Genomic DNA, 17826 nt, shown 5'->3' with positions numbered 1-17826 from the left:
GATCAGGCCGCGCGCGGCGTGAACTTGAGCGACAGGCCGTTCATGCAGTAGCGCAGGCCGGTGGGCTTGGGACCGTCGGGGAACACATGGCCGAAGTGGCTGCCGCAGCGCCGGCAGTGCACCTCCGTGCGCACCATGCCGAAGGTCTTGTCCACGTTCTCGCCGACCGCGTTGGGCAGGGGCTGCCAGAAGCTGGGCCAGCCGGTCCGGCTGTCGAACTTGGTCTTGGAGGAGAAGGCATCGAGGCTGCAGCCCGCGCAGGCGAAGATGCCTTCGCGGTGCTCGTCGTTCAGTGGGCTGGTGTAGGGCCGCTCGGTGCCCTCCTCGCGCATCACCGCGTACTGGTTGGGCGTGAGCAGCTTGCGCCATTCGGCCTCGGTGCGGGTCAGCTCGAAGGCGGCGGCGGTGGCGGCCAGCGCCGGACGCGGGCTCCAGCCCAGTGCATAGGCAATGGCCAGGCCGAGCGTCGAGCCGCCTGCGACCAATGCCGAACGTCTTCCTTGGGGGGTCATGGCAAATCCTTCAAAAGGGTCCTGTGGGGTCCGGGTGACAGGCTGCCATCGGCACGGGACGACCGGGGGCTCCTGGGACGCTGTACGCAGCGCGCGGCACCTTGGACTCGGTCAAGCTCAAGAAAACGTTATATCCCAACGGGCATAACGACGCATGATCGAGGGCGCGCGGCATCGCATCCACCGCTTAGTTCGACCCGCACCGCCCCGGGGTTACAGCCCGGCGCGGTCGATGCAGCGGAAATTTCGACCCGCCTCGCGTAACCGAAGGCGCCCTTCGCCCGAACTCAGGGACACGGACGCCGTCCGATCCACCCTGCACCGAAGGAAGACCTGAGATGAACAAGCCCTCGACCCCTCCTGCCGCCGCGCTCGCCCCCCGCCAGCGCTTCTCGCGCCGCATGGCGCTCGGTGCCGTGGCGCTGCTGGCCGCCGCGGCCGCCTTCAAGATCGTGCCCTCGATGGCGGCGGAGAAGGCCGTCGTCATCCCGGCGCCCGCCGACGACCTCGCCACGGCCGCGGCCACCGAGACCGCGGTGCTCGCGGGCGGCTGCTTCTGGGGCGTGCAGGGCGTGTTCCAGCACGTCAAGGGCGTGACCAATGCAGTCTCGGGCTATGCGGGCGGCGACGAGAAGACGGCCCGCTACGAGACCGTGGGCTCGGGCCGCACCGGCCATGCCGAGGCGGTGGCGATCACCTACGACCCGAAACAGATCAGCTACGGCCGCATCCTGCAGATCTACTTCTCGGTCGCCCACAACCCCACCGAGCTCAACCGCCAGGGCCCCGACCGCGGCACCCAGTACCGCTCGACCGTGTTCGCGCAGAACGACGAACAGGCCCGCGTCGCCAAGGCCTACATCGAGCAGCTCGGCAAGGCTGGCAGCTTCGGCGCGCCGATCGCCACCACCATCGAACTGCAGAAGCGCTTCTTCCCGGCCGAGGGCTACCACCAGGACTACCTGACGCTGAACCCGAACCAGCCCTACATCGTGATCAACGACCTGCCCAAGGTCGCCAATCTCCAGAAGGTGTTCCCCGAGCGCTACCGCGCCGACCCGGTGCTGGTGGGCAAGCGCGTGTCCGGCTGACGCCATGGCCGGCAGAATGCGTCTTCGTCCATTCTTCTGGAGTCACCCATGAAAATCAGCGCCCGCAACGTTCTGCCCGGCAAGGTCGTCAAGATCGTGCGCGGCCCGGTCACGACCGAGGTCACGCTCGAGATCGCGTCGGGCGTGCAGATCGTCTCGACGATCACCTCGACCTCGGCCGATTCGCTGGGCCTGCTCGAAGGCGGCCCGGCGTATGGGCTGATCAAGGCCTCGAGCGTGATGATCGGGGTGGACTGAGCGTCTCGCACGACGGAGGGCCGGCAGATCCCCGACCTGCCGGCCCTCGTCGTGTCTCGCTTCAGCGCGCCGCCTGCACCTCGGCCTGCAGCAGCGTGTCCTCTTCATCGCTGAAAAGCCGCGAGCGGGTGAGGAAGCGCAGCCCCTCGGGGCCTTCCAGCGAGAACATGCCGCCGCGCCCCGGCACCACGTCGATGATCAGCTGCGTGTGCTGCCAGTATTCGAACTGCGGCCCGCTGATGTAGAAGGGCGCGCCGTGGATCTCACCCAGCAGCTTGTCGTGGTCGCCGATCAGGAACTCCCCCTGCGGGTAGCACATGGGTGCGCTGCCGTCGCAGCAGCCGCCCGACTGGTGGAACATCACGGGCCCGTGCCTGGCCCGCACCACGTCGATCAGCGCCTCGGCGGCCGGCGTGCAGATGACGCGGCGCAGGTCCATGGTCAGAAGAACCCCATCGGCGATTCGTCGTAGCTCACCAGCAGGTTCTTGGTCTGCTGGTAGTGGTCGAGCATCATCTTGTGGTTCTCGCGGCCGATGCCCGAGGCCTTGTAGCCGCCGAAGGCCGCATGCGCGGGGTAGTGGTGGTAGCAGTTGGTCCACACGCGGCCGGCCTGGATGCCGCGGCCCATGCGGAAGGCCCGGTTCGCGTCGCGGCTCCAGACGCCGGCACCCAGCCCGTAGAGCGTGTCGTTGGCGATCTCCAGCGCCTCTTCCTCGGTCTTGAAGGTGGTCACCGACACCACCGGGCCGAAGATCTCCTCCTGGAAGATGCGCATCTTGTTGTGGCCCGCGAAGATGGTCGGCTTGACGTAGTAGCCGCCTTCCAGTTCACCGGCGAGCCGGTGGCGATCGCCACCGGTGAGCACCTTGGCGCCCTCCTGCTTGCCGATGTCGAGGTACGACAGGATCTTCTCCAGCTGCTCGTTGGAGGCCTGCGCGCCGATCATGGTGCTCATCTCGAGCGGGCTGCCCTGCTTGATGGCTTCCACCCGCTTGACGGCCTTCTCCATGAAGCGCTCGTAGATCGACTCCTGCACCAGCGCCCGGCTCGGGCAGGTGCAGACCTCGCCCTGGTTGAGCGCGAACATCGCGAAGCCTTCCAGCGCCTTGTCGAGGAAGCTGTCGTCCTTGGCCGCCACGTCTTCGAAGAAGATGTTGGGCGACTTGCCGCCCAGCTCCAGCGTCACGGGAATGATGTTCTGGCTCGCGTACTGCATGATCAGCCGGCCGGTGGTGGTCTCACCGGTGAACGCGATCTTGGCGATGCGGTTGCTCGACGCCAGCGGCTTGCCCGCTTCGAGCCCGAAGCCGTTGACCACGTTGAGCACGCCCGGCGGCAGCAGGTCGGCGATGAGCTCGACCAGCACCAGGATCGACGCCGGCGTCTGCTCGGCCGGCTTGAGCACCACGCAGTTGCCCGCGGCCAGCGCCGGCGCCAGCTTCCACACCGCCATCAGGATCGGGAAGTTCCAGGGAATGATCTGGCCCACCACGCCCAGCGGCTCGTGGAAATGGTAGGCGTAGGTCTTGCTGTCGATCTCGCTGATGCCGCCTTCCTGCGCCCGGATGCACGAGGCGAAGTAGCGGAAGTGGTCGACCGCCAGCGGCATGTCGGCCAGCGTGGTCTCGCGGATCGGCTTGCCGTTGTCCCAGGTCTCGGCCATCGCGAGCATGGGCAGGTTCTCCTCCATGCGCTGCGCGATCCTGTGGAGGATGTTCGAGCGCTCGGTGGGCGAGGTCTTCCCCCAGGCGGCCTTGGCCGCGTGCGCGGCGTCGAGGGCGCGCTCGACGTCCTCCGCGGTGGAGCGCGCGACCTCGCAGAACACCTTGCCGGTCACCGGCGTGATGTTCTCGAAGTACTGGCCCTTGGCCGGTGCGACCCATTGCCCGCCGATGAAGTTGTCGTAGCGCTTGCGGAACGGCACCGCGGTGCCGAATTTGCCGGGTTCCAGCATGTCCATGTGTGTGTCTCCAGATCAGTGGTTGCGTGTTGCCGCGCCGTCGCGGTGACCCATCGCTTGCAAAGCCCGTACCGCGTGATCTAGGGACTATCCCTAGCGTGCCGCCGCGCCACGCACACGCGCCCCTCTCCTCTCGCGCAGCGCACGATGACGCATGATCCGCGGGGGCAAGCGCATTGCCTCGCGTCGCGAACTGCGACATAGTCGAACGAACATGTCGCATCGCGCGACAGGCGGCGACAAAGGAGACACCATGTCGGATGCAACGGGGCTGGTCCAGCGGACCGAGCGGGCCCGCGAGCTGTTCTTCAACCAGGGCCATGTGCCGGGCGACGGGCTGGCGCCCCACATCTCGCGCTCCTGGACCCGATCGCGTGGCGCCGGCGTCTGGGCCATGGAGGCCACGCCGCTGGGCGCCGCCGAGCTGGCCGAGCGCAAGGAGGCGTCGCGCCTGCTGCTGGAGAGCGCGCAGCCCGAGCTCGATGCGCTGGCCGAGCATGCGATCGGCCACGGCTGCGTGGTGATCGTCACCGACGCGGCCGGCGTGATCCTCGACGAGATCGGCAGCCCCGACTTCCTGCCCAAGGCCCAGCGCGTGGCGCTGCTGCCGGGCGTGGACTGGTCCGAGCAGCGCTGCGGCACCAACGCCATCGGCACCGTGCTGGTCGAGCGCCAGCCGCTGGCGGTGCTGGGCGGCGAACATTTCCTCTCGGGCCACGGCGGGCTCGGCTGCGCCGCCGCGCCGATCTTCACCGGCCGCGGCGAGATCGCGGGCGTGCTCGACATCTCGGGCGACGCGATCCGCATCGACGGCCACACGCTGGGCCTGGTGCGCATGGCCTCGCAGCAGATCGAGCACCGGATGATGCTGGCGCGCGCGGCCGGCGACACGGTGCGCTTCCACGCCAACGCCGCGGTGCTGGGCAGTTCGCGCGAGGGCCTGCTCACGGTCGAGGACGGCCGCGTGGTGGCCGCCAACCGGATCGCCCTGGGCCTGCTGGGCCTGTCGTGGCGCGCGGTGCTCGACCAGCCGGTCGAACAGCTGCTGGGCCGGCGCTGGCATGGCGCGGGCGGCGGCACCGCGGCCCTGACGCTGCCCGGCGGGCAACGCATCGTGCTGAGCCGCCAGGCCCGGCCCAACCGCCCCGCGAGGCCGGCGTCCTCACCGCCGCCCGCGGCGGCCGAGGCCCCCGAAGACGCCGCCGTGGCGCGCGCCTTGCAGCAGGCGGTCAAGGTCATCGATGCGGGCGTGGCGGTGCTGGTCACGGGCGAGACCGGCGCGGGCAAGGAGGTGTTCGCCCGCCGCCTGCATGCGGCGAGCCGGCGCCGCGCGGGCCCGCTGGTGGTGGTGAACTGCGCCGCCCTGCCCGACAGCCTGATCGAGGCCGAGCTCTTCGGCTACGACGAGGGCGCCTTCACCGGCGCGCGCCGCCAGGGCACGGTCGGGCGCATTCGCGAGGCCCACGGCGGCACGCTGATGCTCGACGAGATCGGCGACATGCCGCTGCTGCTGCAGACCCGGCTGCTGCGCGTGCTGGAAGACAAGACCGTGATGCCGCTGGGCGGCGGTCGCGCCACGCCGGTCGACTTCCAGCTGGTCTGCGCCACCCATTGCGACCTGGCCGCGCTCGCGGCCTCGGGCCGCTTCCGCGCCGACCTGATGTTCCGCGTGAACGGTTACGAAGCGCGGCTGCCAAGCCTGCGCGAGCGCGGCGACCGGCGCACGCTGATCCGCCGGCTGTTCGCCGAAACCGGCGGCGATGCGAAGCGGCTCACGCTGGCCGACGAGGCGCTGGCGGCGCTGTGCGCCTTCCCCTGGCCCGGCAACGTGCGCGAACTGCTGGCGGTGCTGCGCACGCTGACCGCGCTCGCCGACCCCGACACCGAGATCGGCATCGATATGCTGCCGGCGCGCATCGGCGAGGCCGCGACCGGGGCAACGGCGCTCCTGCCGGAGCATGACGAAGTGCAATCGCAGCCCCCGCCCCTGGCCGACCTGACGCAGCAGCAGATCCGCGCGGCGCTGCACGCGGCCGGCGGCAATGTCGCGCAGGCGGCGGCGCGGCTGGGCCTGCACCGCAGCACCCTCTACCGCCATCTGCGCCGACAGCAGCAGCAGCAGCAGCAGCAGCAGCAGCAGCAGCAGCAGCAGCAGGATAGGCGCTGAGCGCCCGGCTTCTCAGTTGCCCGCGCGCGAGGCCACGCTGTCGCGCACCACGAGGTTGGCGCCGACCAGGATCTTCACCGCGGGCTGGCCCTCGGGCGCGCGGATCTGCTCGTCGAGCACGGTGATCGCGAGGTTGCCGATCTTGCGCTTGGACACGTCGATGGTGGTGAGCGGCGGGTCCATCGTGGCGCTCATCGGCAGGTTGTCGAAGCCGACCAGCGACAGGTCCTGCGGGATCCGGATGTTGAATTCGCGCAGCGCCTTGATGCAGCCGTAGGTGATGATGTCGTTGGTGCAGACATAGCACTCGGGCACCGCGAAGCCGCTCTTGAGCTTGGCCAGCATGTCCTGGTAGGCGCCGTCGTAGGTCGAGTCCACCGTCACGATGTCGCGCGGGCTGAAGCCCAGGCCCAGGCGCTTCATGCCGTCGACGAAGGCATCGCGCCGCATCCGGAAATTCGCCGTCTGCACATTGCTCGCGATGAAGCCGATGTGCCGAAAGCCGCGCTCGGCCAGGTGCGACAGCACCTTGTAGACCGCGTCGCCGTTGTTCATGTTGACGAAGTTGCACTCCAGCACGTCGTGGAAGGTGTCGATCACCACCAGCGGAATGCCGCAGCCCTGGAACAGCAGGATGTCCGCTTCGGTGAGCTCGGTGCCCAGCACCACCACGCCGGCCAGCGCGGTGTCGGCCAGCGAGGCCACGATGTCCTCGACCGGCTGGCCCTCGTGGCTCACCACTTCCAGCTTGTAGCCGTACTCGCTGGCCTGCAGCGACATGCCGTCGATGTAGTCGGAGATGAAGGTGTTGTGGTCGCGGTTCACCGTGTGGCCGTGCTTCGCGATCTTGAGGAAGCGCAAGGTGCCCACGCGGGCCGGCTTGGCGCCCTTCGCGCCCTTGGGCGGGCGCGGCGTGTAGTTGAGGGTCGAGGCGGCGGCCAGCACGCGCGCGCGCGTCTCCTCGGAAATGCCGCCCTTGCCGTTCATGACGAGGGAGACGGTGGCGGCGGAGACCTCCGCGATGCGGGCGATGTCCTTGACTGTGGACGACATGGGATCGTGGCCTTGGCTGGGTCCGATGCGTGGGGCGCCATCGGAAGTGAACGTTTAGTAAATTTTAGAGCAGATTCTCGGAAACAACTGCGTACAAGCATCAGGGTATGCACTCTGGAAAGACCGCAATTCGCGGCGTAGCGCCGCCATTCCGCAAGCCATGAATACGGGTTTGCCCTAGGAATTTCAGCTTCCGACGCGAGATTCAGTTCACTAAAATTCGACAAGATTTTTACTGAACTAGAAGATGAAGCGCGATCCTCAGCTGCTGTTCCTGCTGGCCATCAACGTGGCGGTGCTGATCGGTGGCGCCGCCATGTCGCGCGGCGCCTTCGTCGATCCGTACAACCTGCAGTCGATGGCCGGCCAACTGCCCGAACTCGGCCTGCTCGCCATCGGCGTGATGCTGGCCATGAGCGCGGGCAACGGCGGCATCGACCTCTCGGGCATCGCACTCGCCAACCTCGCGGGCGTCTGCTCCGCCATGCTGGTGTCGGCCTACGTCTCGGCCGACGACTCGCCCATGCTCTTCACCGTGGCTTTCGCCGCGGCGGCGATTATCGTTGGGCTCCTCGGCGGCCTGTTCAACGGCCTGCTGATCGCCAAGCTCGGCCTCACGCCCATCCTGTGCACGCTGGGCACGCAGCTGCTGTTCACAGGCCTGGCGGTGGCGCTGTCGGGCGGCCCCTCGGTGCGCGTGGGCAGCGCCGATCCGCTGATGGAAATCGGCAGCGGCCTGCTGCTGGGCGTGCCGATCTCCTTCCTGATCTTCTGCGCGATCACGCTGCTGATCGGCGCCACGCTCAAGTTCAGCCCCTTCGGCATCCGGCTGTTCCTCATGGGCACCAACCCCAAGGCCGCGCGCTACGCGGGCTTCGCGCAGACCCGGCTGCTGCTCACCACCTACGGCCTGGCCGGCACGCTGGCCGGCGTGGCGGGCGTGCTGATCGCCTCGCGCAACGTGAACGTCAAGTGGGACTACGGCCAGTCCTACCTGCTGATCGCGATCCTGATCACGGTGATGGCCGGCGTGAAGCCCGAAGGCGGCTACGGCCGCATGACCTGCCTGTTCCTGTCGGCCACCGCGCTGCAGCTGCTCTCCAGCATGCTGAATTTCGCCGACCTCTCCAACTTCTTCCGCGACTGCGCCTGGGGCCTGCTGCTGCTCGTCTTCCTGGCCATCGGTCGCTACGACATCGGCAGCCTGTTCCGGCTGCCGGGTCGCGCCGGCACCTCGTCGTCGCAGCTCCCTCCTGCGCCGAAGCATCCGTCCTGAGGGCTTTCCTTTTTCCCATCCATTGGAGACAGACAACATGAAGATCACCTACGTCAAGACATCGTTGATCGGTGCCGCCCTCCTCGCCAGCGTCGGCGTGCTCAATGCACAGGACAAGCCGGTCATCGCGACCGTCGTGAAGATCGCCGGCATCCCATGGTTCAACCGCATGGACGTCGGCGTGAAGGAATTCGCCGCCAACACGCCCAGCGTGGTGGCCAGCCAGAGCGGCCCCGCGACCTCCGATGCGGCGCAGCAGCTGAAGATCATCGACGACCTGGTGGCGCGCAAGGTGAACGCGCTGGCCGTGGTCCCGATGGACCCGGCGGTGATCGAAGGCGTGCTCAAGCGCGCGATGGACCGCGGCATCGTCGTCGTGACGCACGAGGCCGACAACCAGAAGAACACCAACGCCAACATCGAGGCCTTCGACAACGCCGCCTACGGCACCGCCTTGAACGAGAAGCTCGCTGCCTGCATGGGCCAGAAGGGCAAGTGGACCTCCTTCGTCGGCTCGCTGGGCAGCCGCACCCACCTGCAATGGGTCGATGCCGGCGCGCAGAACGCCAAGAAGTACGCGGGCATGACGCTGGTCGACGCGAAGAACGAATCCTTCGACGACGCCAACAAGACCTACGAGAAGGCCAAGGAAATCCTGCGCAAGCACCCCGACCTCAAGGGCTTCCAGAGCTCGGCCGGCAACGACGTGCTGGGCATCGGGCGCGCGATCGAGGAAGCCGGCCTGCAGGGCAAGGTCTGCCTGGTCGGCACCGGCCTGCCCAACCCCTCGGCCAAGCTGCTCGAGTCGGGCGCCATCAGCGCGATCGGCTTCTGGGACCCGAAGGACGCCGGCATCGCGATGAACAAGGCCGCGATGCTGCTGCTCGAGAAGAAGCCGCTAACCGACGGCATCGACCTGGGCGTCAAGGGCTACGAGAAGGTGCGCGTGACCAAGGGTCCGGGCAAGGGCCTGCTGCTGACCGGCAACGCCATGGTGATCGTCGACAAGGCCACCTACAAGCCCTACATGTTCTGACCTGAAGCCTGAACAGGGGCCCGGCCGGGCCCCTGTGCCGCGCTTTCCGCTTCTCTTCACGCACCCGCCCCGAGGTTCCCGCATGCCTGCCGTCCAGAACCGGCCCGACGCCCCCAGCGCGCGCGGGTCGACGCCCGCCCCCGCCTTCCTGGAAGTCCGCGGCATCCACAAACGCTTCGGCGGCGTGCACGCGCTGCGCGGCGTCGCCTTCTCGATCGAGCGCGGCGAGATCTACCACCTGCTGGGCGAGAACGGCTGCGGCAAGAGCACGATCATCAAGATCATCTCCGGCGCCCAGCCGCCCGACGAGGGCACGATCCGGCTCGAGGGCGTCGACCACGCCGCGCTCACGCCGATCACCTCGCTGGCCGCCGGCATCGAGACGGTCTACCAGGACCTCTCCCTGATTCCCAACCTGACGGTGGCCGAGAACGTCGCCCTGTCCGAACAACTGGTGCGCGCCAACGGCCGCCTCGCGCGCCGGCTCGACCCTGCCGCGCTGCACGCGACCGCGCGCCGCGCGCTGCAGGCGGTCGACCTGCCGAGCACCGACGCCTTCCTCGACACCGTGGTGGCCGACCTGCCGCTGGCGGTGCGCCAGCTGGTGGCCATCGCGCGCGCCATCGCCACCCAGGCCAAGCTGGTCATCATGGACGAGCCCACCACCTCGCTGACGCGGCGCGAGGTCGACAACCTGGTGCGCGTGGTCGCGGGCCTGCAGCGCGACCACGTGGCCGTGCTGTTCGTCACCCACAAGCTCGACGAGTGCTACCGCATCGGCGGCCAGGCCATCGTGTTCCGCGACGGCCAGTGCGTGGCGCAGGGGCCGATCCGCGACTACAGCAAGACCGACCTGAGCCAGCTCATGACCGGCAAGACCATCGACGGCAGCCGCTACCGCACCGGCCGGCCGACCGACACCGAACTGCTGCGCCTCGAGGGCTTCGGCCGTGGCGAGCAGTTCCGCGGCGTCGAGCTGTCGCTGGCGCGCGGCGAGGTGCTGGGCATCACCGGCCTGATGGACTCGGGCCGCAACGAGCTGGGCCTGGCGATCGCGGGCGTGCTCGCGGCCACCGCCGGCACGATGCGGCTCGACGGCCAGACGGTGCACCTCGCGCAGCCCTCCGACGCCATCGACCATGGCATCGGCTACGTGCCCGAGGACCGGCTGGCCGAAGGCCTGTTCCTCGACAAGCCCATCCTCTCGAACATGGTGGCGCTGGTGCTCGACCGGCTGCGCAGCCGCCTGGGCCTGCTCGACCAGCGCAAGGCGCGCGGCATCGCGCAGGGCCTGGTCGACGAGCTGCGCATCGCCACGCCGAATGTCGACCTGCCGGTGCAGTCGCTGTCGGGCGGCAACCAGCAGCGCGTGCTGATCGGCCGCTGGCTCACGATCGCGCCGCGCCTCTTGGTGCTGCACGGCCCGACCGTCGGCGTCGACATCGGCTCGAAGGACACCATCTACCGCGCGATCCAGGCGCTGGCCGAGAAGGGCATGGCGCTGATCGTGATCAGCGACGACCTGCCCGAACTGCTGCAGAACTGCGACCGCATCCTGGTCATGCGCCACGGCGAGGTCGCCGCCAGCTTCGACGCCGCGAGCGCGCGCGAGGAAGCGCTCTACGACGCCATGACCGCCAGCGGCGCGCCCGCGGCATCGCACAAGACCCCCGAGGAGACTTTGTCTTGAACGCCCCCAGCACCGTCGTGCCCGCCCCCACCGCCGTCGCGCCCGACCTGTCCCGGGGCGACCGGCTCAAGCGCCGCCTCGAGCGCCGGCCCGAGCTGTTCACGCTGTTCCTGCTGGTCTGCCTCTGCGCCGTGGTCGGCGCCATCAACCCCAGCTTCTTCCAGGCCTCGTCGCTGTTCGACATCGCGCGCTCCAGCGTGGTGATCGGCTTGTTCGCGCTGGGCGTGTTCGTGATCCTGGCCGCTGGCGGCATCGACGTGTCCTTCACCGCCATCGCCGCGCTGTCGATGTACTCGGTGACGCAGCTCATCGTCACCTGCTTCCCCGGCGCGCCGCTGGTGCTGGTGTTCCTCGCGGCCGCGCTGGGCGGCGGGCTGCTGGGGCTGATCAACGGCTTCCTGGTGCACGCGCTGCGCGCGCCCTCGCTGATCGTGACCATCGGCACGCAGTACCTGTTCCGCGGCTTCCTGCTGACCTTCATCGGCACGGTCTGGGTCACCTCGCTGCCCGAGCAGATGGACAGCTTCGGCAAGCTCGCGCTGATCGAGCGCAGCACCGACGGCGCGCGCGCCGTGCTGCCGGTGTTCTTCCTCGCGCTGCCGATCGTGGCCGGCCTGACCTGGTGGATCCTCAACAAGACGCTGATGGGCCGCGCGATCTTCGCCACCGGCGGCAGCCGCGCCGTGGCCGAGCGCCTGGGCTACAACCTGCGCGCCGTGCACCTGTTCATCTTCGCCTACACCGGCGCGCTGGCCGGCCTGGCCGGGATCATCCACGTCTGCAGCAACCGGCTGGCCAACCCCTTCGACCTGGTCGGCATGGAGATCGACGTGATCGCGGCCGTGGTGCTGGGCGGCGCGCGCATCACCGGCGGCACCGGCACGGTCACCGGCACGCTGCTGGGCGTGTTCCTGGTCGTGGCCATCAACAACGTGCTGATCATGACCGGCATCCCCAGCACCTGGCAGCGCGTCGTGGTCGGCGCCTTCATCCTGGTCGCGGGCGCCTTCTTCGCGATCCGCCGCCGCTGACCCTCCCTTCGCACCCGCACCCCCTCAAGGAGAAACACACATGAAGAAATTCCTCAACCAGGCCGAGGACTTCGTCGACGAGATGCTCGACGGCATCTACGCCGCGCACCCGAAGCAGGTCGGCTTCGTGGCCAACGACCGCCGTTGCCTGGTCGCGACCACGCCCCGCGCACAGGGCAAGGTCGGCCTGGCCACCGGCGGCGGCTCGGGCCACCTGCCGCTGTTCCTGGGCTACGTGGGCGCCGGCCTGCTCGACGGCGCGGCCGTGGGCGGCGTGTTCCAGTCGCCCAGCGCCGACCAGATGTTCGAGGTCACCAAGGCCATCGACCAGGGCGCGGGCGTGCTCTACATCTACGGCAACTACACCGGCGACATCCTGAACTTCGACATGGCGACCGAGATGGCCGAGATCGAGGACATCCGCGTGCTGTCGGTGGTGGGCAACGACGATGCCGCTTCGTCCGTGGTGGGCGAGGAACACAAGCGCCGCGGCGTCGCGGGCATCTTCTTCGTCTACAAGGCCGCGGGCGCGGCGGCCGCCGAGGGCATGTCGCTGGACGAGGTCAAGCGCGTGGCCGAGAAGGCCAAGGCCCAGACCCGCACCATGGGCGTGGCCCTGAGCCCCTGCATCGTGCCCGAGGTCGGCCATGCGACCTTCTCGCTGGGCGAGGACGAAATGGAGATCGGCATGGGCATCCACGGCGAACCCGGCATCCGCCGCGGCCCGCTGCAATCGGCCGACCAGGTGGTCGAGGAGATGATGCGCCCGCTGCTGGCCGAACTCTCGCTGGCCAGCGGCGACGAGGTCACGGTGCTGGTGAACGGCCTGGGCGCGACGCCGCAGGAAGAGCTCTACATCCTGTTCCGCAAGGTCTCGCAGATCCTGAAGGAACGCGGCGTCTCGGTGTTCCACGCCTATGTCGGCGAATTCGCGACCGCGATGGAAATGGCCGGCGCCTCGATCTCGCTGTTGCGCATGGACGAGGAGCTCAAGCGCCTGGTCGCCGCGCCCGCGTCCTCGCCCTTCTTCGTCCAGCAACAGCTCTGAAACCCACCATGGACTCCATCGCAAAGAACGAACTCGCGGGCCTCTTCGAGCGCCTGAGCGAGACCTTCACCGCGCAACGCAGCTTCCTGATCGAACTCGACGGCAAGGTCGGCGACAGCGACCTGGGCATCACGATGAACAAGGGCTTCAACGCCGCCTGGGAATCGGTCAAGGCCAACACCACCGACCCGATCGGCAAGACCCTGCAGCTCGCGGGCATGGCCATCGCCAAGGCCGCCCCCTCGACCATGGGCACGCTGACCGCCACCGGCTTCATGCGCGGCGGCAAGGCCGTGGGCGATGCGCCGAGCATCGGCACCGCCGAGATCGCGGCCTTCTGGACCGCCTACCACGACGGCGTGGCCGAGCGCGGCAAGGCCAAGCGCGGCGACAAGACGCTGCTCGACGTGCTCGACCCGATCGCGACCTCGCTGCGTGCCTCGGCCGCCGCGGGCTTGGCCCTCGCGCCGGCGCTCGATGCCGCCGCCCAGGCCGCCTCCGCCGGCCTGGAAGCCACCCGGACCATGGTGGCCCAGCACGGCAAGGCCGCCTGCTTCCCCGAGAAGTCGCTGGGCCTGCAGGACGCGGGCGCCACGGTCGGCGTCCTGATCATCGACACCCTGCGCGCCTTCGCGGCCGCACCCACCGGAAGCTCCTCATGAAGATCGCCATCATCGGCACCGGCGTCATGGGCACGGGCGTCGGCCTGACCCTGCTCGCCAAGGGCCACGAGGTGCGCTGCCACAACCGCAGCGAAACCAACGCACAGGAACTCGTGCAGGCCGGCGCCACCTGGTGCGCGACCCCCGGCGAAGCGGCCGAAGGCGCGACGCACGTGATCATCCTGGTGTGGAACGAGGCCGGCCTGCGCCAGATGCTCGACGGCCCCGACGGCCTGCTGGCCCATGCGCGCGCAGGCCAGGTCTTCATCGACATGAGCACCCAGCTGCCGACCACCGCGCGCGAGGTGGCACAGGCCTTCGCGGCCCAGGACGCGCTGTTCGTCGACGCACCGGTGCACGGCAGCAAGGCCGAGGCACATTCGGGCGGCCTCTGGATCATGGCCGGCGCGGACGAAGCCGGCTGGGCCGCCGCGCTGCCGCTGCTGCAGGCCATCGGCGCCACGGTGCACCACATGGGCCCGGTGGGCGCGGGCTGCGCGGCCAAGCTCAGCGGCAACCACCTGGTGTCCTCGGTGCTGGCCGCGCTGGCCGAATCGCTGGCGATGGCGCGCAAGTCGGGGCTCGATTGCCACCAGCTGATCACGCTGTGGGGCGAATCGGACTTCCGCTCGCCCATCATCGAAGGCGCGGGCCGCTCGATGATCGACGGCGACTTCGGCGTGTCCTTCCACCTGCGCACCATGGTCAAGGACACCGAGCTGATCCGCAACCACTCCGAAGCCATCGGCGTGCCGGTGCTGCTCTCGAACACGGTGCACGAGCTCAACAAGGTGGCGCAGAACCTGGGCTGGGGCGAACTCAACGCCACCGCCATCTTCAAGCTGTTCGAGCTCATGGCCGGCAACGCGCCGGCCCAGTCGGCCCGCTGAGACCCGAGGCGCGGCACGGCATGAAGGACCTCCTGCTCGGCATCGACGTCGGCACCTACAGCAGCAAGGCGGCCCTCACCGACCTCGCGGGCCGGGTGCTGCAGACCGCGGTGATCGCGCACGGCATCTCGCTGCCCGCGCCCGGCCACGTCGAGCAGGACGCCGACGGCGTCTGGTGGCACGACGTCTGCGCGCTCGCCCGCGAGCTCCTCGCGCGCCCGGGCGTGGCGGCGGGGCGCATCGCCGCGATGGCGGTGAGCGCGATCGGCCCCTGCCTGCTGCCGCTCGATGCGCGGATGCAGCCGCTGCGTCCCGGCATCCTCTACGGCGTCGACACGCGCGCCACGCAACAGATCGCCGAGCTCGAGGCAGAGATCGGCACCGAGGCGATTGCCGCCTTCTCGCTGATGCAGCTCAGCAGCCAGGCCATCGGCCCGAAGATCCGCTGGCTGCGCCAGCAGGAACCCGAGGTCTGGCAACGCACCGCGAAGCTGACATCCGCCACCGCCTACCTGGTCTACCGCCTGACCGGGCGCCTGTGCATGGACCGGCATTCGGCCAGCCATTTCATGCCGCTCTACAACCCCGCGACGGGCGACTGGGACGCGCGCCACGCGGCAGGCGTCTGCCCCATCGGCATGCTGCCCGAGCTGGGCTGGGCCGAGGACCTGGCCGGCACCGTCGGCGCCGAAGCCGCGCAGGCCACCGGCCTGGCCGCGGGCACGCCGGTCGCGTTCGGCACCATCGATGCGCTGAGCGAAGCCATCAGCGTGGGCGCGGTGCAGCCCGGCGACCTGATGCTGATGCACGGCAGCACCACCTTCTTCGTGCTCACGCAGGACCGCCCCACGCCCGACCCGCGCGTCTGGACCGTGGCCGGCGCCACGCCCGGCAGCTACGCGCTGGCCGCGGGCATGAGCACCACCGGCAGCCTCACACGCTGGTTCAAGGACGAACTCTCGCCGCAGAGCGACTACGCCACGCTGTTCGCGGCCGCCGCGCAGGTGCCCGCGGGCGCGGGCGGCCTGCTGGCCCTGCCCTACTTCAGCGGCGAACGCACGCCGATCAACGACCCCGACGCCAGCGGCATGATCGTCGGCCTGACGCTCTCGCACACCCGCGACCAGATGTTCCGTGCGCTGCTCGAGGGCGTGGGCTTCGGCGTGCGGCACAACCTCGAGGCCTTCGCCCAGATCGGCGCGCGCGTCGATCGCGTGGTGGCGGTGGGCGGCGGCGCGAGTTCCGACACCTGGCTGCAGATCATCTCGGACATCGCGGGCGTCGAGCAGATCGTGCCGCAGGTGACGCTGGGCGCCGCCTATGGCGATGCCTTCCTGGCGGGCCGCGCGGCCGGGCTGCTGCCGGCCGACGCGATCGGCGACTGGGTCCGGCCCGGGCGTGTGATCGCACCCGACCCGGCGCGGCGCGCCACCTACGACCGGCTGTTCGCGCTGTACCTGCAGCTCTACACCTCTACCCGCGACATCGTGCATGCGCTGAAGGCCTGAGCCCAGTCCACGCCGCGGCGTTTCTGCTGCACTGCAGCGCGAATTTCCATCCTTTTTGTGGGCGCCCGCGCGCACCACCCCTTGCTCCAATGGGTGCACAACAAAGGAGACACCCATGCCAGAACTGCAGGGCCGCAAGGCCCTCATCACCGGCGCGGCGCAGGGCATCGGCCTGGCCATCGCCGAACTGTTCGTCGAGCGCGGCGCACAGGTCATGCTCGCCGACATCGACGGGCCCGGCGCGCAGCGCGCGGCGGACACGCTCGGGCCCCAGGCCCGGGCGGTGCGCTGCGACGTCACCTCGGCGGCCGACATGCAGGCCGCGGTCGACGCCACCGTGGCGGCCTTCGGCAGCCTCGACACGCTGGTCAACAACGCCGGCATCGAGATCGTCAAGCCGCTGTTCGAACAGAGCGAGGAAGAGTTCGACCGGCTGATGGCGATCAACGTCAAGGGCGTGTTCCTGGGCATGAAGCACGCGCTCGGCGCGCTGGTGGCCTCGGGCCGCGGCGCGATCGTCAACATGTCCTCGCTGGCCGGCGTCGGCGGCGCGCCGCTGTTCGGCTCCTACTGCGCGTCGAAGGCGGCGGTGATCCAGCTCACCCGCGTGGCGGCGGTCGAGCTCCGGCCCACCGGCCTGCGCATCAATGCGGTCTGCCCCGGCTTCATCGGCACCGCGATGGTCGACCGGCTGGTGCCCACCGTCGAGGCGGCCGTGGGCGTGCCCTGGGACACGCTGGTCGCGCTCAAGCAGCAGCGGCTGGGGACCGTGCTGGAAGTCGCCGAGATGGTGGCCTTCCTGGCCTCCGACGACGCCAGCTGGACCACCGGCTCCCACTATGTTCTGGACGGCGGCCTGTCCGCGAGCCTGCTATGAAAAATCTTCTCCAAGACAAGGTGGCGATCGTCACCGGCGCGGGCAGGGGCCTCGGCGAGGCCGTGGCACGCGCCTATGCGGCGCAGGGCGCGAAGCTCGTGGTGTCGGACCTCGACCCGGCCGCGGCGCGGCGCGTGGCCGATGCGCTGCCCGGCGCGATCGCCGTGCCCTGCGACGTGCGCGAGCCGCTGGAGGTCGAGGCGCTGGTCGAGGCCGCGGTCGAGGCGCACGGCCGGCTCGACATCATGGTGCCCAACGCCGGCGTGGCCTCGGTCGTGCCGCTCGCGCAGATGAGCTATGCGCAATGGCGCGAGGTGCTGTCGGTCAACCTCGACGGCGTGTTCCTCTGCATCCGCTATGCGGCGCCGGCCATGATCGCCGCGGGGGGCGGCGCGATCGTCACGATGGCCTCGATCACCGCCCAGGCCGCCGTGCCGCTGATCGGCCACTACGCGGCCGCCAAGGCCGGCGTGGTGTCGCTCACGCAGACCGCCTCGGTCGAGCTGCGCGCCCACCACATCCGGGTCAACGCGATCCTGCCGGGCTTCATCGACACCGACATGGTCAAGCCGCGCAAGGCCGAGTTCGAAAAGATGCTGGGCCTGCCCGACTTCGATGCGCTGGTGGCACAGAAGCAGGGCCGCTACGGCACGGCCGAGGAGGTCGCGAAGCTGGCGGTGTTCCTGGCCTCGCCGCGCGCCGCCTTCTCCAATGGCGCCGTGCACGTGCTCGACGGCGGCACCCGCGCGTCATTGTTGTAACCCC

General features: G+C 69.5%; 17 protein-coding genes. 13 read left to right on the top strand and 4 right to left on the bottom strand.

Translation table 11 applies throughout. The features are described from left to right. Positions 1-2: 2 nt before the first annotated feature. On the bottom strand, positions 3-512 hold the full coding sequence (gene msrB / locus QTI20_RS06915) for a peptide-methionine (R)-S-oxide reductase MsrB (protein WP_286548991.1): 510 nt from the start codon (positions 510-512) through the stop codon (positions 3-5). 338 nt (positions 513-850) lie between these two features. Here msrB and msrA point away from each other — a divergent pair, with 338 nt between their 5' ends. Together msrA and QTI20_RS06905 are read left to right on the top strand one after the other, a co-directional pair. After that, the gene (gene msrA / locus QTI20_RS06910; protein WP_503011355.1) at positions 851-1603 is read left to right on the top strand and encodes a peptide-methionine (S)-S-oxide reductase MsrA; all 753 of its coding nucleotides are present in this window, start codon (positions 851-853) and stop codon (positions 1601-1603) included. A gap of 48 nt (positions 1604-1651) precedes the next feature. Beyond that, a complete protein-coding gene (locus QTI20_RS06905; protein ID WP_286548993.1) occupies positions 1652-1861 on the top strand; it encodes a TOBE domain-containing protein in 210 nt (69 codons plus the stop codon). A 61-nt stretch (positions 1862-1922) separates the two neighbouring features. Here the strand turns inward: QTI20_RS06905 and QTI20_RS06900 are convergent, their stop codons facing one another. Together QTI20_RS06900 and adh are read right to left on the bottom strand one after the other, a co-directional pair. Continuing rightward, positions 1923-2300, bottom strand: coding sequence for a DUF779 domain-containing protein (locus QTI20_RS06900; protein ID WP_286548996.1), 378 nt, complete (start codon positions 2298-2300; stop codon positions 1923-1925). A gap of 2 nt (positions 2301-2302) precedes the next feature. Further along, the gene (gene adh / locus QTI20_RS06895) at positions 2303-3823 is read right to left on the bottom strand and encodes an aldehyde dehydrogenase (protein WP_286548997.1); all 1521 of its coding nucleotides are present in this window, start codon (positions 3821-3823) and stop codon (positions 2303-2305) included. Positions 3824-4076: 253 nt separating this feature from the next. Here adh and QTI20_RS06890 point away from each other — a divergent pair, with 253 nt between their 5' ends. Continuing rightward, positions 4077-5990: a sigma-54-dependent Fis family transcriptional regulator gene (locus QTI20_RS06890; RefSeq protein WP_286548999.1), complete on the top strand. Its 1914-nt coding sequence runs from the start codon at positions 4077-4079 to the stop codon at positions 5988-5990. Positions 5991-6002: 12 nt separating this feature from the next. On the opposite strand, the gene QTI20_RS06885 is transcribed toward QTI20_RS06890, so the two are convergent. Further along, positions 6003-7043 carry a LacI family DNA-binding transcriptional regulator gene (locus tag QTI20_RS06885; protein WP_286549001.1) on the bottom strand — a complete coding sequence of 347 codons (1041 nt, stop codon included), beginning with the start codon at positions 7041-7043 and terminating at the stop codon, positions 6003-6005. A 247-nt stretch (positions 7044-7290) separates the two neighbouring features. Between QTI20_RS06885 and QTI20_RS06880 the strand changes: the two genes are divergently transcribed. The 10 genes from QTI20_RS06880 (at position 7291) to QTI20_RS06835 (ending at position 17822) form a co-directional block, all read left to right on the top strand. Beyond that, complete coding sequence (locus QTI20_RS06880; protein ID WP_183025783.1) at positions 7291-8319, top strand: ABC transporter permease; 1029 nt, start codon at positions 7291-7293, stop codon at positions 8317-8319. A 37-nt stretch (positions 8320-8356) separates the two neighbouring features. Beyond that, positions 8357-9355, top strand: a complete 999-nt coding sequence (locus QTI20_RS06875; RefSeq protein ID WP_286549004.1) for a substrate-binding domain-containing protein — start codon at positions 8357-8359, stop codon at positions 9353-9355. An 82-nt stretch (positions 9356-9437) separates the two neighbouring features. Beyond that, positions 9438-11045: a sugar ABC transporter ATP-binding protein gene (locus QTI20_RS06870; RefSeq protein ID WP_286549006.1), complete on the top strand. Its 1608-nt coding sequence runs from the start codon at positions 9438-9440 to the stop codon at positions 11043-11045. After that, positions 11042-12076 (top strand): ABC transporter permease, encoded by a 1035-nt coding sequence (locus tag QTI20_RS06865; protein WP_503011356.1) that lies wholly within the window; start codon positions 11042-11044, stop codon positions 12074-12076. The genes QTI20_RS06870 and QTI20_RS06865 overlap by 4 nt, the downstream gene beginning before the upstream one ends. 40 nt (positions 12077-12116) lie before the next feature. After that, positions 12117-13124, top strand: a complete 1008-nt coding sequence (locus QTI20_RS06860) for a dihydroxyacetone kinase subunit DhaK (RefSeq protein WP_286549007.1) — start codon at positions 12117-12119, stop codon at positions 13122-13124. 8 nt (positions 13125-13132) lie between these two features. Beyond that, the gene (locus QTI20_RS06855; protein WP_286549011.1) at positions 13133-13786 is read left to right on the top strand and encodes a dihydroxyacetone kinase subunit L; all 654 of its coding nucleotides are present in this window, start codon (positions 13133-13135) and stop codon (positions 13784-13786) included. Next, complete coding sequence (locus tag QTI20_RS06850; RefSeq protein ID WP_286549012.1) at positions 13783-14676, top strand: NAD(P)-dependent oxidoreductase; 894 nt, start codon at positions 13783-13785, stop codon at positions 14674-14676. Before QTI20_RS06855 ends, QTI20_RS06850 begins: the two co-directional genes overlap by 4 nt. Before the next feature lie 20 nt (positions 14677-14696). Then, positions 14697-16184 (top strand): FGGY-family carbohydrate kinase, encoded by a 1488-nt coding sequence (locus QTI20_RS06845; RefSeq protein ID WP_286549014.1) that lies wholly within the window; start codon positions 14697-14699, stop codon positions 16182-16184. A gap of 115 nt (positions 16185-16299) precedes the next feature. Continuing rightward, positions 16300-17061 carry an SDR family NAD(P)-dependent oxidoreductase gene (locus tag QTI20_RS06840; RefSeq protein ID WP_286549015.1) on the top strand — a complete coding sequence of 254 codons (762 nt, stop codon included), beginning with the start codon at positions 16300-16302 and terminating at the stop codon, positions 17059-17061. Continuing rightward, the gene (locus QTI20_RS06835; protein ID WP_286549016.1) at positions 17058-17822 is read left to right on the top strand and encodes an SDR family NAD(P)-dependent oxidoreductase; all 765 of its coding nucleotides are present in this window, start codon (positions 17058-17060) and stop codon (positions 17820-17822) included. The genes QTI20_RS06840 and QTI20_RS06835 overlap by 4 nt, the downstream gene beginning before the upstream one ends. Positions 17823-17826: the final 4 nt, after the last annotated feature.

The sequence above is a fragment of the Variovorax sp. J2P1-31 genome, from assembly GCF_030317215.1.
Taxonomy (GTDB): domain Bacteria; phylum Pseudomonadota; class Gammaproteobacteria; order Burkholderiales; family Burkholderiaceae_C; genus Variovorax.
The sequence above is the reverse complement of the archived record's forward strand: the minus strand, read 5'-3'. Positions and strand labels throughout refer to the sequence as shown.